Below are 13,023 nucleotides of genomic sequence, written 5' to 3' on the forward strand. Positions count from 1 at the left end.
CTCACCGGCCGACTACGAGAAGATCGTCCCGACGACAGTCACCCTGGCTGCCTGAAACGACACATCAAACTGTCCGAGGAACCGGGGGAAGATCACTGTCGCTGGTTTATCTCTTGCTCCCTATTTGGTCGTTGCTCTTCTTTGCCTTCGTTCATTAGTTCGGCTTCATTCGTCCCCGGCCCTACTCTCGTCGCGTGCATCTTCTACAGCACATCGCTCCAGGTCGCTACCGCTGCAGAGCGTGAGAGACGCCAGGCCCAGGTTGTTGGGTTGGGGATCTTGAATTCGCACAGGAGCTACTGGTCGAGCATCCGCCTTTTGTGTACCGCGCAGAGGACTCGTGCAGCCGAGTCGCGAATCACAGCGTCCATCGGAGAAATTCGAGCTGCTCGTAGATACCACCGACCATGCCAAAGCTTGCACGCTAGGTGGGAAGCACCCGATTGGGTGCGTGCGGATGTGCGATGACTTCGAGCTCCTGGTGGCGCTCTTGCTTCGGCGTCAGGCGGCAAGCGCCAAGGCAGGCTTCCCGGCTATCAGCTGCTCCGGGAGATCAGCCGTGACCATCTCGGCGTTCCAGGCGCGGCGCAGGCCTTCACGTGCTCGGTAGGTCAGGGCTGCTGCTGCAATGGGAGTGATGTCGAAAATATCGGCCAGTTCGGACCCGGTCAGCTGTTCGACTTCGCTGAGCCAGAGCGCCTGTCGCCACCGTGGTGGCAAGACTCGGAGTAATTCGACGACCCCGGACGGGCCCCAGAGGCTGTACTCGTGCCCGCTGAGGGCGTTGCCCGTGTCGTAGGTCTCCAGGTCGTCCAGGGCGATCTCGTGGCGAGTTCCTGCCCACGTTGTTACGAGATTCCGGATCGTCGCGTAGAGGTATGCTCGAAAACCTGTGCGCGGGCCGTTGCCGTTCTTGAGTGTTGTGAAGATCCGCGTGAACGCCTCTGACACGAGGTCGTCCGGGTCAAACGTGGATGTAACAGACCGCGCGTACCGTAGGCCGGCCTCTGAGTGCTGTCTCCAGAGTTCAGCGAAGGCTTCTTTCTCGCCGGCTCGGCTGCGGGCGACCAGCTCGGTGTCGATGTGTGTGTCGGCGGGGGAAATGGTCATCGGGTCTGTTCCTTCCAGGAGCTGGAAGAAACCGTATGTGCGCCGCTTTTCGCTGATTAAGCCGATATGCGACAGGGTTGCGGCCACTTTCTGCCAGCGACTGGGCTGAAAGTGTGGGCGAGCGTCCTTCCCCGCTAGCCTCGGCGCAGCGTCTCAGCAGGGGAGACACCGAACGCCTGGCGGTATCTGGTTGCGAATCTTCCCAGGTTGTGGAAACCCCACTTGGAGGCCACGCTGGCTACGGTTGTGGTTCGGACTGCGCCTGCAAGCAAGTCCTTGTGGGCCTCTTCAAGTCGGACTCGAGAGAGGTACGTGCCCGGGGTCGTGCCGAGATGGTCGATGAAGCCCCGTTGCAGGGTGCGATAGCCCACGCCGGCGGCCGCGGCGATGTCCGACACTGTGATGGGCAGCCACGCGTTCTCGTCGACGAATTGAATGGCCCGCCGTATGACAGGTGGTGCGGTCGGGCTACCGTCGCTGTCCAAGCTCTCACGGAACGGGTGGTCTGCGGCCAGGAGCAGACCATCCATCAACAGGCTCTCGAATTGGCCCCGCAGGATCTGATTGTCGAGTAGGCCGTCGGGGCTGCGAGCGGTTTCGCACAGCATCCGCACAATCTGCCACCATTCCGCGCCGCGGCCGGTTCCGATGTTGAGCACATACGAGAAGTCGATCGGTCTCGTGATCTCTAACCCCAACATCCGCGCAAGTTCCGCCTCGAGCGACCGGCGGTTGAATCTGACCATCGTCAGAGCATCATCCGGCGTGTCCCAACCGGACGCGCCAACTTCTCCGACCGGCCCGACGATGACTGCCTCGCCAGGCACGACCAACGCATGCCGGCGACCCATCGTGACGTTGAACCCGCCCAAACTCGGCGCGCTGACGCCGTACACCTCCTCGACTCCCTCAATGGCAAGCCTCACTCCGCAACCGTACACAGCGCTTCCGATCGACACGCTCCCCAGCTGGAAGCCACCCAGCTCGTACGAGAACGCACTTCCCGCAGCGGTAGGCGTCAACGTGTGGCTGTAGAACAACCTCGAACCGATCTCGGCTGACTCATCGACATCCGTCGACGCAAACGACGTGTATCCGGACACCTCTGCCACTTCCTCGTGCAGCTTGCAACCCCCGGCAACCTCCGATGTGGCCTGACCCTATACCCGATCGCGGCACTGGACCAATGGTGACCAGCTGAGCGCGGGTTTCAGCTCGTGGCGGCTGGCAGGTCCTGTGCTTCGCGGGCGGGGTCTCGGCAGCTAGATCGCGGTTGTCTTCCACGGCCGCACCTCGCACCAGCGCCTTTCGGGTTGGCGCCGGTGCGGGAATGGTTCATGTTGGCCGACCATCACTGGCTCGTCACTCTCACTACGTCAACACCGAGTCGGGCCCGCGCACGCTCCTCGATGGTGCCGTAATCTACGCAGGGGATAACCGGACCACCGTCGCCCCGAGTCGGATTCTCGACCCGAACCCCTATCACTCCGGCGGCGCAGGCACCGAACACAGAACGCGCGCGACCGAGATCGCGCGGCCTCAGGTGGCGGAGGTGAACACCATCCTCGACGAGGGAGCGGTGCCAAGCGGCCCGGCGTCCGAGATGGTCATGCCGCAGTGCATATGCAGCGTAGGTGTCCCCGCATGGCCTAACCGAAAAGACGCCTGTTTCCGCGCCCTGGGCGGAGTTGTTCATCGATGATTGGGAACGGATCGCCGTTGTTGAATGAACGCTCGCGTCGCTCGACTTCGCGAAGAATCGCAGTTTCCAGGAAGTCAGCCCAGGAGCGGTCGCCTGCTTGTTGTGCCGTCTTCCGGTAGGTCTCACGCGCCCGGACTCTGAGGGCCGTCGCGATCATGAACGTGACACTGTCGCGTGGCTGATGCTTCACTCGTCGGACCCGATCGGTTGGCTCATCGTCTCTCGGTTCGAGTGCGAGCGGTATCGCGTCGACGGCTGGGGCACTGCTGAAGCAGTGCGGGCGGTCGCGAGAATGTGGAGGGGACCGATCGGGTGACGGCTACGGCGAGCACCCTGTCGCTGAACGCCTCGAGTCTTGTTGTGGGCATGACGAACGCAGTCGTTGCGGTGCTGATCACGGCTGAGTTCGGCGTCGACGAATCAATGCGGAGGTGAGGAGGGCGAGCCCCGCGCCGAGGGCCAAGGTCGCGGCCGCGGCCGAGAGGATCAGGTATCCTTTGCTCGCGAGTTCGCCTCCTGTGTTCACTGTGGCCCCGGTGGTCGTAGCCGGTGCGAGCGTCGAGCTTCCCGACGGCACCGGCACGGCAGCCGTGGCAGGAGCGGTCGGTGTGCTCAACACTGTCGGGATCGGCGTAGGGGCGGGCGTGTGCACCGGCGTCGGCGTGGGGGTGGGCGTCGGGTTGTTGCCGTTTGCGCCGCCGCCGACGCTGTAGGACGTGACGGTCGTGGTGGCAGTCCATGGGGTTCCGTCCACCGTGATCGTGGCGGCGTCAGTCCACGGGCCGGGACCGGTGAAGGTCATGTCGAGCCAGAGTTGGATCGCCTGGCTGGGTCCTGTGGTCGTCACTAAGAAAGTGCCGTCCGGGTTTGTGATGAAGGGGACGGTGTCCCATCCTGGCTGGCAGGACCCGTCCGGCTGGAGAAGTCCTGGCGCGCCCCACACATCAGCGCAGTCGAAGATGATGGCACTTTGGGGGCCGACGATGGTCTGTTCATGGGCGGTGAGGGTGTCTTTGAAGGTGACGGTGGTCCCGGCGGCTTTTACGGTGGGGGACTGAATTTTCACCACTCCGGTGCCGTCTGTGTTCTCCCATCCCCATTTTGCGGCCGCTGTGGGCAGGGCTGGGCAATTGGTGGTGCAGACCGCTCCCGTGATCGATCCGACAGGCACGCTTACCCCGTTGACAGTCGCGACTACAGGCTCGCTCACCCCGCGTTTGATCGACTCGGTGACGACGGCAGTGACGAACCCGTGTGCGGACACGCTCGTGTGGGTTGCGGCATAGCTCGTCAGTGTGAAGGTGATCGTGTTGCTGGCCGGGTCGACGGCCATTGCCGCAACGGAGTCCGTGTGCTGTGTCGCAGAGCTGGTGCCGTCCGCGTTCAGGTAAAGCGTGGTGGACTGCAGCCCGTAGAACAGCGACGGATCTATCGACACAGTCGTCGTACACCCGTTGGCGAGCCCGTCCAGGTGCGAGAGGCCCGTTGTCCACAGGAATGAGTCGTTCCCGCTGACCGACGTGTTCGATCCGGAGGTCGTGTCGGTGAGGTTAGTGGAGACGTCGGAGGTGGGAATCACGCACCCGGCCGCCAGGGCTGGCCCGGCCCAGCCGACGCCGGCAAGTGAGACAGCCGCCACAGCCGTTACGGTCATCACTGACGCTAGAGCATGACGGATATTCACCAACAGACCTCCCAGTCTTGCGGCTGCGCACCAGACGGCGAGCGTCGACATCGAGTCACGATCGCACCTGCGAAAGACTGCGCCTCGAGACAGGCAGCCTTCCCCATGAGACCGGCCCAATAGAGAGAGCACTACGCGGCCGGATTATGACGCCGCAGGGAGCAGCGGGTAGGAGCTCTTGCGGTGCGTGCGGTGGCTCGGCGGGTGGCGGTCGCCTCGGGTCCGCCGGAGCTGCCGACGTTGTTCGGGCGCGCAGGTCTTGAAGGAGTCCGAAAGGTGGTGCTCGGCTACACGCCTTCGGCGACCCGGTGGCAGGCCCGGGCGGGTGTGGAGCATCCCGGTCCAAGGACTTGGTTTCTCTCGGGTGAGCGCGGCTGATCCTCCGCTAGAGACCCTGGTGGCCGTACCTCGCGGCGCAGCCACGGTGGCATGGTGCTGCGCCGTCACGTTTCCGCCGATCGGGGCTCTCTTAATTGCAAGCGCCCCTCGTGGGCGTGCAGCCCGGGCACGCACTGTGCCGGGCAACCGCTGGATGACCAGGAATGAGAACTGAGATGACCAACTTCTTGCTGATCTACCGAATCGACCCGGCCCACATCGGAGCGATGCCACAGCCCACGGTTGAGGAGGGCGCGCAGATGATGGCTGCCTGGAAAGACTGGGCCTTCCGCGCGGGAGGGACCATCGTTGATTTCGGTGACCCCACAGTGCCAGTCTCACCCAGCGCCGATCCTACCGTTGGCGGGTACTCCGTGCTTCAGGCTGAGTCCTTTGCAGAAATCACGGCTCTCCTGCAAGGTCATCCGCATATTGCAATGGGTGGAACGATCGATGTTTACGAGACCCATCCTGTGCCGGGCGCCTGACGCTCGACGCTTGGCAAGCGCCCCCCGTACTGGTAATGATGCACCGGTACGGGGAACCGCCGTCGATTTCAACCGACCGCGTGGATCAAAAAGCGGCTAGCTGCCTTGAGCGCGACGAGCGAGCGGCCGCTTAGCGCGATCGACTGATCGTCTGGGGTATCCCCTGGAAGAGCTGAAGACCTCAGTCCAGTCCGTACGCTGCACGCCCGCCGTAGCGCGCGATCCATTCGGCGTAGGTGTGGTCAATGCCGATGGGGCAGTCGCAGTAGATCCCTACCCACTTTCCTGTGCTCGCACTGAGAACGCGTTCGACGTGGGGTGCCACCAACTCGATCCGGTCATCGGTTTTGGCGTCGGAGGGGTCGTCCATCAAGTTCCTCAATTCGGGTTTGCGCGGTCAGCTGGGTGCCGAAGCGGGCCGTAGCCCCGCGGGGCGGTCAGTCGCGGCGCAACCGGGTGAAGCGCTCGCACAAAAGAGAGCGTCGCGCGGAGAAATCATGACGCGGAGCCGACACGTGGCAGGGGCCTCGAATCGATTCCCGTTCCCTCTCGATTCGCTGATTGATCAGCATCCCGATAGCAGCCACACGCACATGCGTTCAGTGCCGACTGTGACAGGCAGGCGGGTTCCACTCGACTCATGGACCGGATGATCTCCACCCGAGCGGGCAGCGGCTGGAGGCACCTCCGGGATCCCGCAGGGGGCGCGCAGTGTTTGCCGTCGAGGGTGAGGCTGCTAGTGATCCTGGGAATCGGCTCAGTTTCCTGCCGATTCTTCCGCGTCCGCGTCATACCTCGGCGTTGTCTCGCTCTCTATTACGAGGCAGCTCGCAAAGGGAGCCGTCTCTCATCGCCCGAGCTCCGAGATTGGACCGACTTTCATGCAAGGCACCGACCCGAGACCTCGGCGCCCTTACCGACTCGCCCCCCAGGGGCGCGGCGCTAGGCGTCACCGGTCAGGCGTTGGGGCACCGGGCCGACGCCGTATGGGCACGCTCGTCGCGATCGTCGCGACTGTCGGACTTGCGCTGTCTTCGGTGGCGGTTTGGTCGCCTACGCTCCCGGCGCAAGCGACAACACCGGGGACACCGGGCGTAACCCAACCGGGTACCACGGTCTTCAACGAGGACTTCGAGAACAACCCGGCGGCATCGGCCGTCAACTACTCCACCTACGTCGGCACGACCCCGGCGGGTGAGACCTACACGGGTTCGCCGAAGTGGATCAACGGGGCCCGCTGCAACGGTGTCATCCTCGACTACGCGAACGTGACGACCCCCGCGTGGGCGCAGTCGGGCACGTCCGCGTCGAACTCCGGCGCCAACGGCCTTTGCTCCGACTCGGCGACGATCGAAAGCTACCAGTTCCTTCGGATGCTTGCGCTCGCGATGGGACAGCAGTTCACGCCGGGCTCGCCCACCACCGACCATGTCGTGAGCTCCTACACTGAGTGCCAGTCGAGCAGCACCGCAGGAGGAGCCTGCGACACCCTGCCGACCGGCTCGGGCGTGGCGACTGGATCGGTCATGTTCAAGACGGTCCAGCCAATCGCGACTATTCCCGGCCACTATTACGTCTTCGGCGTCAACACGGCGTACATGAACTGTGGTCTGGCAGGTGCCGACCCCGGTTATCAGTTCGCGACCGTCGACCCGATCACGAATGTCGTCACGAACATCGGTCAGCCGTTGGACGGGTGCCAGGCCAGCAGCAACCCAAACGTCACCGATTACACGCAGACAGTCACGAGCAGCGTCGGCGGCGCCTTCGGGACCGTGACGAAGACCGTGGCCATCAACTCGATGACGACCAACCAGGCGTTCCAGGCCACGGGAACGAGCATGGGCCTGGAGATGTACAACACCAACGGGACGACGAACGGCAACGACGGCGCGTTCGACAACGTCCGGTTGGTGGATGTCACACCGCAGATCGACAAGTCCTTCACGCCGGCCCTCATCGCGCCGGGCCAGACCTCGACGGTGACCCTGACGGTGACGAACACCTCGGAGCTCGACGCGAAGAACGACTGGAGCATCACCGACAACCTCCCGGCCGGTGTGGTCATCGCGCCGACGCCCGCCGTCGGGGGCACCTGCGCTCAGGTGACGGGCGCCGCGTTTGTCCGGACTGCCGTCGCAGGCACAGGGGTGTTCTCGGCGACCGGCGGCGACCTCGCGCAGGGCCAGGCGTCCTGCACGCTCTCCTTCAATGTGACGGCCGCCGCGGAAGGCACATACGTCAATGGGCCGGGCAACATCGTCTCCAATCTGAACCCGCCCGCGAACGCGACCCTGGTGGTCCGCGCGCCGCGGATCACCTTGACGAAGGCGCTGGGCGCCCCCCGCGAAAGCGCCACCGACCAGTTCACGATGGCGATCCTCGCTGGTGGACCCACAGGCACCCCAGTAAACAGCACAGCGAACTCGACCACGACTGGCACCGGATCGACGGTGACCGCCGGCACCGGCACAACCGGAACCGTTGTGGCGACAGCCGGAACCGCCTACACCATGTCCGAGTCCGCCTCCGGCACAACATCTCTGGCGAACTACACCGCGACGATCACCTGCACCGACAGCAACGGGCTGCAGACCGGACTGCCGAACGGTGCCCTGTTCAACCCCGCATCGCCGCCCACCATCACACCGGTCGCGGGCGCGAACATCTCCTGCACGGTCACGAACACCGCGCAGCCGATCATCTCGTACGCAAAAACGGTCGACAAAGGCGCTGGAACTCTAGTGAATCCCGGGGACACCCTGACCTACACCGTGTCGATCATCAACTCCGGGTCCGTGCCCTCCACCGTCAACTCCCCGTTCGATGACCTCACCAACGTGCTGAACAACGCCACCTTCAACACCGGATCGATCACGATCACCCCGGCAGGCACCGGCGCCGCCGTCTTCGACCCGACCTCGAAGCACCTGACCTGGACCGGGAGTGTTCCGGCGAACACCACGGTGAAGGTGTCCTACTCGGTGACGATCAACGCTGCGGCGTTCGGACAGGTGCAGAACGCGTTCATGGGCACCTCCGTCACCAATCCGATCGGTGCGAGTCTGCAATGGCGGAAGATCGACGCGACCGCGTCGAAGAACATGCTCTCGGGGGCAGCGTGGGCCCTGACCCCGGTGAACGCTGCTGGTCAGCCGACCGGCGCCGCCGTGACCGTCACCGACTGTGTGAGCTCCCCGTGCACGGGCGCGGACACTAACCCCGCGGGCGGGCTGTTCCTTGTGAAGGGCCTCACCCCCGGCACCTACCAACTCGTCGAGACAAAAGCCCCGGTCGGTTACGTACTGAACTCCACCCCCATCCCCGTGACCGTCTCAGCCACCACCCAGACCACCGTTTTGGTCGACGTCGTGAACCAGCAGGCAGCGCCGATCGTCCTACCGCTAACCGGGGGCCTGGGAACGGACGTGATCACCTACTGGTCACTCTCGCTGCTGGGAGCAGCTGCCGTCCTGATGGGCTGGCAACTGCGTCGACGCTCACGGACCAGGCGGCCGCGATGACCGCCCGCGCACATATGGCCGCCGGACCATGACCCCACCGTGCAGATCCAGTTCACCCACCATCACACTCGAAAACCCGAAAGACAGGAAGCATCTCATGAACAGCAATCACAGCCGGCCCCGACTGCGGCAGCTAACCGCAATCGTCGGCGCGGGAGCGCTCGCCCTGCTGGGAGTTGCGGTGATCGCCGCCCCCGCGCAGGCCGACACCACCGGCGGCAACGTCCCCGCCGGCCCCTACAATCTGACGATCACGAAGCTGCAGAACCCCGTGACCGGCGGAACGGCCACCAACGGGACGCAGCAGAACGTCAGCGCGCTCACCCCCATCCCGGGCGTGGTGTTCAGCATCGCACCGGTCAACGGTGTGGATCTGACCACCCCTGCCGGGTGGACGACCGCGTCCGGTCTGACCGTGAACGCGGCCGGCCAGGTCGTGAACGGTGGCACCACCTACACGACCGGCACACCGACCGCCTTGACGGCGACCAACGCCAGCGGGGTGACCACCTACTCCACCTCCACGCCGGCCGTGTACGAGGTGACGGAGACCAGCGCGCCTGCAGGGGTTCAGCTGGGAGCCCCGTTCCTGGTGACGCTACCGCTGCCGCAGAGCAACAACTGGCTGACCAATGTGTACGTCTACCCGAAGAACACCGTGCAGAACGCCCCGGTTAAGACGGTCAACGACACCGGCGCATACGGTGTCGGTGCTTCGATCACGTGGACGATCAACTCGACCGTCCCGAACCAGACCCCCGGCAACCCCATCACCGGTTACTCGATCACGGATGCTTTGGACGCACGACTGACCCCGCCGGCAGCTTCTGCGGTGACGGTGACCGCGAAGACCTCCACCGGGGCTGCGCTGACGATTCCTGCGGCTGACTACACCACCACGGTGACGGGACAGACGGTGTCGGTGGTCTTCACCGCTGCCGGCCTGACCCTGTTGAACGCAAACCCATCCGCCGTGATCACCGTGGGCATCCCGACCGTGGTCGCCTCAGACGGCAACGGCACAATCCCGAACACGGCGAACCAGCTGATCAACACCCAGAACGGAAGCTCGACCACGACGCCGACCAACACGGCCAACGACACCTGGGGCAACGTGACCCTGCACAAGGTCGACCCGAACGGCACCGCGCTCTCCGGCGCGCAGTTCCAGGTGTTCACCAACAAGGCTGACGCCCAGGCGTTGACGAATCCGGTCTCGGTCAGCGGGGCGACCACCTTCACCTCGGACACCAGCGGAAACGTGGCGATCAACGGTCTGAAGGCGCAGAACAACGGAACCGGCGCCAACCTGACCTACTACATCGTGGAGACCAAGGCACCGGCCGGTTACGTCATCGCAACTGCATTCCAGCAGTCCACCGGCGGCTACGCCGAGACCGTCGCTCCCGGCACCAGCGCCAACGCCACCATCACGGTCACCGACCCGCAGGTCGCCCCGGTCGCACTCCCGCTGACCGGTTCCACCGGAACCGCCATCTTCATCGGCGGCGGACTCACCCTGGCAGCGATCGCGGTGGCAGCTGGCCTGCTCCTGGTCCGCCGCCGCCGCGCCGAGGCCGGCGACCCGGTCCTGCTCGACGAGGCAGCCCAGCAGTAGTCTCCGCAGCACCAACGAGGTGGTGGCCCCGGTCCTGGATCGGTGCCACCACCTCGACCGCATTTCTCACCTCCATTCACATCCCAGGGAGCAAGTAGTGACCGCCGCACCGCCCGCACGGCCCACCCGGAGACGGTGGCGTCTGTCTGCGTTGTCGATGCTGATCGCCGTGATCTGTCTTCTCGGAGTGAGCGTGGCCCTTTACCCGTCGACGGCGAGTTGGTTCAGCGCTGTCCAGGAGGCACAACAGATTGCGAAGTACGGAAACGATGTGAAAGTCATCGGACCCGCCAGCCGCATCGAAGCGATCAAGCAGGCCCATGCCTATAACGCGGCCCTCGAAAGTGGCGCCCAAGTGAAAGCGAACGAGCGGATCCCGGTGGACGCGGGCGCGAAACTCCCGGCGGGTTACGCCTACAACACCCTCCTCGCAGCGGACGCATACGGGCTCATGGCACGCATCGTCATCCCCTCCATCGGAGTCGACTTGCCGATCTACCACGGCACCAGCGACGCCACCCTAGAAAACGGTATCGGTCACCTCGAGGGGACCTCCCTCCCCGTTGGCGGCGCCGGCACACATGCTGTCCTCGCCGGACACCGCGGTCTGGCCTCAGCGACTTTGTTCACAAACCTCGACAAGGTCGTCACCGGTGACACCTTCACCATCTACGTCTTCGGGGAGACTCTCACCTACAAGATCTTTAGCATCAAAGTCGTAAATCCCGACGAGACCAAGACTCTGAATCCCGTGCCCGGAAAAGACCTCGTCACCCTGGTCACGTGCACCCCCATCGGTGTCAACAGTCAGCGCATCCTCGTCACGGCAGAACGCGTGACCCCCACCCCCGCTTCCGCGGTCGCAGACGCGAACAAACCCGCTCCAGGACCCGGATTCCCATGGTGGGCCCCCGGCTTCACCGGGGCGGCCATTGCCGCTGCCTTCTACATCTGGTGGTCTGGGCGAGCCCCGGCACCACGCCGTAATGCGACCGGTGGGCGTCGCCGTGCGGTGCCCACCGCACGCCGTTCGCTCTCCCACCCGCGGCACCAGGAGCTTCCCGATGTCTGAACAACGATTCCGAGCGAAGACACGCTCCAGTCGGCGCAGGGTCGGGCTTCTCCGTATCCTTCTGGCGGGAGCGCTCTGCGCGGTCGCTGCGGTCGCAGGCACCTGGACGGTGTCCACCTACCTCAGTCAACAGTCCTACCCGAAGGACATGCGCGGTAACCCGGTGATTCTGCCGCCGCCATCCACCGCTGTTCAGGAGAAGACCAACGCTGTTTCGCATGTGAAGGCGATGACTCTGCGTGTGCCCTCCGCAGGCCTCACGGTACCGCTGGGGGAGCTGAACGATGTCGACGGGGTCATCGATCCGCCCGGCTTCGCCTCCGCCTACCTGGTCCGTAACTACGGAGCCAACCTCACCAACGCCGCCAAAGGAACAGTGTTCGCTGTAATGCACTCTTGCCGCGGCGGAGCAGTGTGCCCCGGAAACTACCTCATCAACGTCAACTCGGGCACCGCAGCCGTCGCTCCCGGTGCGGACATCTATCTGGGCACCCTCCACTACCGGGTGATTGGTTCCGAAAAGGTGTACAAGCCGAACGTGCACCTCGAAACAAACATCTGGGCGAATACCCCTGGTCGGCTGGTCCTGCTCACCTGCCTCCAAGTACCAAACCAGACGGCCTCCATCGACAACATGGTCATCACCGCCCAACTCGTCACCAGCGGTGTGGGCGAATAGGGGCACAAACTGTGCGGGCTTCCGTCATGATCGACCAACGCTGCGGTCTCTAAGGTAGGAAGCATCATGACACTTCCGCAGCCGGATCCAGCTCCGGTCGGATTCACGTCGAGGCCCAGCCCGACGTGTTTCACCAGGGTGCCGGCCCCTTCCTTGTGAGGAGCCGGCACCCGTCCACTGCACTACTTCAATTTGCTCTGGACCAAGTGGTGGATCAACTCCTCGGGTGAACGACGTCGGCGGCCCATTCCACCGTGCCCAACGGGGAAATCGGATCCGTTTCGCCGAGCGCGTTGCTGCCTGGGTCCGTGGTGGCATCTCACGCTCAGAACTTCGTCAGCATTCCGCGGCTCCCGCGGCTGCAGGTTCGTGAGCGGTCAGGTGGTCAGGTTGTCCCAAATCATGAAGCAGCTGCTGTCCTGGGTGTCATCGAACCGGTCAGTGTCGACGATCTGGAAGCCTTGATTGCGTAGTTGGTGAAGAGCGAGGCCCCGGGCCTGCAGGATGTGCTCTCGAAGCCGCGACCCGATGCCTCGAGGGACGCCGATTGTGGTCACTGTCGCGCTCGCGCCGCGGATCACGACATGGACATTTTGTGCAGCGAGCACATCGAGTTCGTGCTCGTCACCGGTCACGTAGCGTGTCATCGATCGCGGCCTGTTGGCGGGAAATGCACCTCGTACAGCCATGCCTGGACGGGTGCGCCATGTCTGATGGTCTGCCGAACGGTCACCCCTTTACGACCGCACCGGCTACAGGTGCGGCGTC

Annotated in this window: 11 protein-coding genes; 5 read left to right on the plus strand and 6 right to left on the minus strand. The window is 64.3% G+C overall.

The genetic code is table 11. The features are described 5' to 3' along the window. Window positions 1–501: 501 nt before the first annotated feature. The 4 genes from ACFQ9V_RS17545 to ACFQ9V_RS17560 all read right to left on the minus strand — a co-directional run bounded on the left by ACFQ9V_RS17545 (window position 502) and on the right by ACFQ9V_RS17560 (window position 4,547). Window positions 502–1,197, minus strand: coding sequence for an RNA polymerase sigma factor (locus tag ACFQ9V_RS17545; protein WP_382460404.1), 696 nt, complete (start codon window positions 1,195–1,197; stop codon window positions 502–504). Between the two features lie 47 nt (window positions 1,198–1,244). Continuing rightward, window positions 1,245–2,213, minus strand: coding sequence for an AraC family transcriptional regulator (locus ACFQ9V_RS17550; protein WP_382460405.1), 969 nt, complete (start codon window positions 2,211–2,213; stop codon window positions 1,245–1,247). 546 nt (window positions 2,214–2,759) lie between these two features. Beyond that, window positions 2,760–2,969, minus strand: a complete 210-nt coding sequence (locus tag ACFQ9V_RS17555; RefSeq protein ID WP_382460406.1) for a hypothetical protein — start codon at window positions 2,967–2,969, stop codon at window positions 2,760–2,762. Between the two features lie 237 nt (window positions 2,970–3,206). Next, complete coding sequence (locus ACFQ9V_RS17560; protein ID WP_382460407.1) at window positions 3,207–4,547, minus strand: hypothetical protein; 1,341 nt, start codon at window positions 4,545–4,547, stop codon at window positions 3,207–3,209. Window positions 4,548–5,050: 503 nt separating this feature from the next. Here ACFQ9V_RS17560 and ACFQ9V_RS17565 point away from each other — a divergent pair. Continuing rightward, a complete protein-coding gene (locus ACFQ9V_RS17565) occupies window positions 5,051–5,362 on the plus strand; it encodes a hypothetical protein (RefSeq protein ID WP_382460408.1) in 312 nt (103 codons plus the stop codon). Window positions 5,363–5,543: 181 nt separating this feature from the next. On the opposite strand, the gene ACFQ9V_RS17570 is transcribed toward ACFQ9V_RS17565, so the two are convergent. After that, a complete protein-coding gene (locus ACFQ9V_RS17570; protein ID WP_382460409.1) occupies window positions 5,544–5,732 on the minus strand; it encodes a hypothetical protein in 189 nt (62 codons plus the stop codon). A 667-nt stretch (window positions 5,733–6,399) separates the two neighbouring features. On the opposite strand from ACFQ9V_RS17570, the gene ACFQ9V_RS17575 reads away from it, so the two are divergent. From ACFQ9V_RS17575 to ACFQ9V_RS17590, 4 genes are all read left to right on the plus strand, one after another. Next, the gene (locus ACFQ9V_RS17575) at window positions 6,400–8,886 is read left to right on the plus strand and encodes a SpaA isopeptide-forming pilin-related protein (protein ID WP_382460410.1); all 2,487 of its coding nucleotides are present in this window, start codon (window positions 6,400–6,402) and stop codon (window positions 8,884–8,886) included. Window positions 8,887–8,983: 97 nt separating this feature from the next. Further along, entirely contained in the window at window positions 8,984–10,504 is a 1,521-nt protein-coding gene (locus tag ACFQ9V_RS17580; RefSeq protein ID WP_382460411.1) for a SpaH/EbpB family LPXTG-anchored major pilin, read from the plus strand. Between the two features lie 97 nt (window positions 10,505–10,601). Further along, window positions 10,602–11,576, plus strand: coding sequence for a class C sortase (locus ACFQ9V_RS17585; protein WP_382460412.1), 975 nt, complete (start codon window positions 10,602–10,604; stop codon window positions 11,574–11,576). 109 nt (window positions 11,577–11,685) lie between these two features. Next, the gene (locus ACFQ9V_RS17590; protein WP_382460413.1) at window positions 11,686–12,255 is read left to right on the plus strand and encodes a class F sortase; all 570 of its coding nucleotides are present in this window, start codon (window positions 11,686–11,688) and stop codon (window positions 12,253–12,255) included. Between the two features lie 377 nt (window positions 12,256–12,632). On the opposite strand, the gene ACFQ9V_RS17595 is transcribed toward ACFQ9V_RS17590, so the two are convergent. Continuing rightward, the gene (locus ACFQ9V_RS17595; protein ID WP_382460414.1) at window positions 12,633–12,890 is read right to left on the minus strand and encodes a hypothetical protein; all 258 of its coding nucleotides are present in this window, start codon (window positions 12,888–12,890) and stop codon (window positions 12,633–12,635) included. Window positions 12,891–13,023: the final 133 nt, after the last annotated feature.

It is taken from the genome of Leifsonia sp. NPDC056665 (assembly GCF_042791795.1).
Lineage (GTDB): Bacteria > Actinomycetota > Actinomycetes > Actinomycetales > Microbacteriaceae > Leifsonia.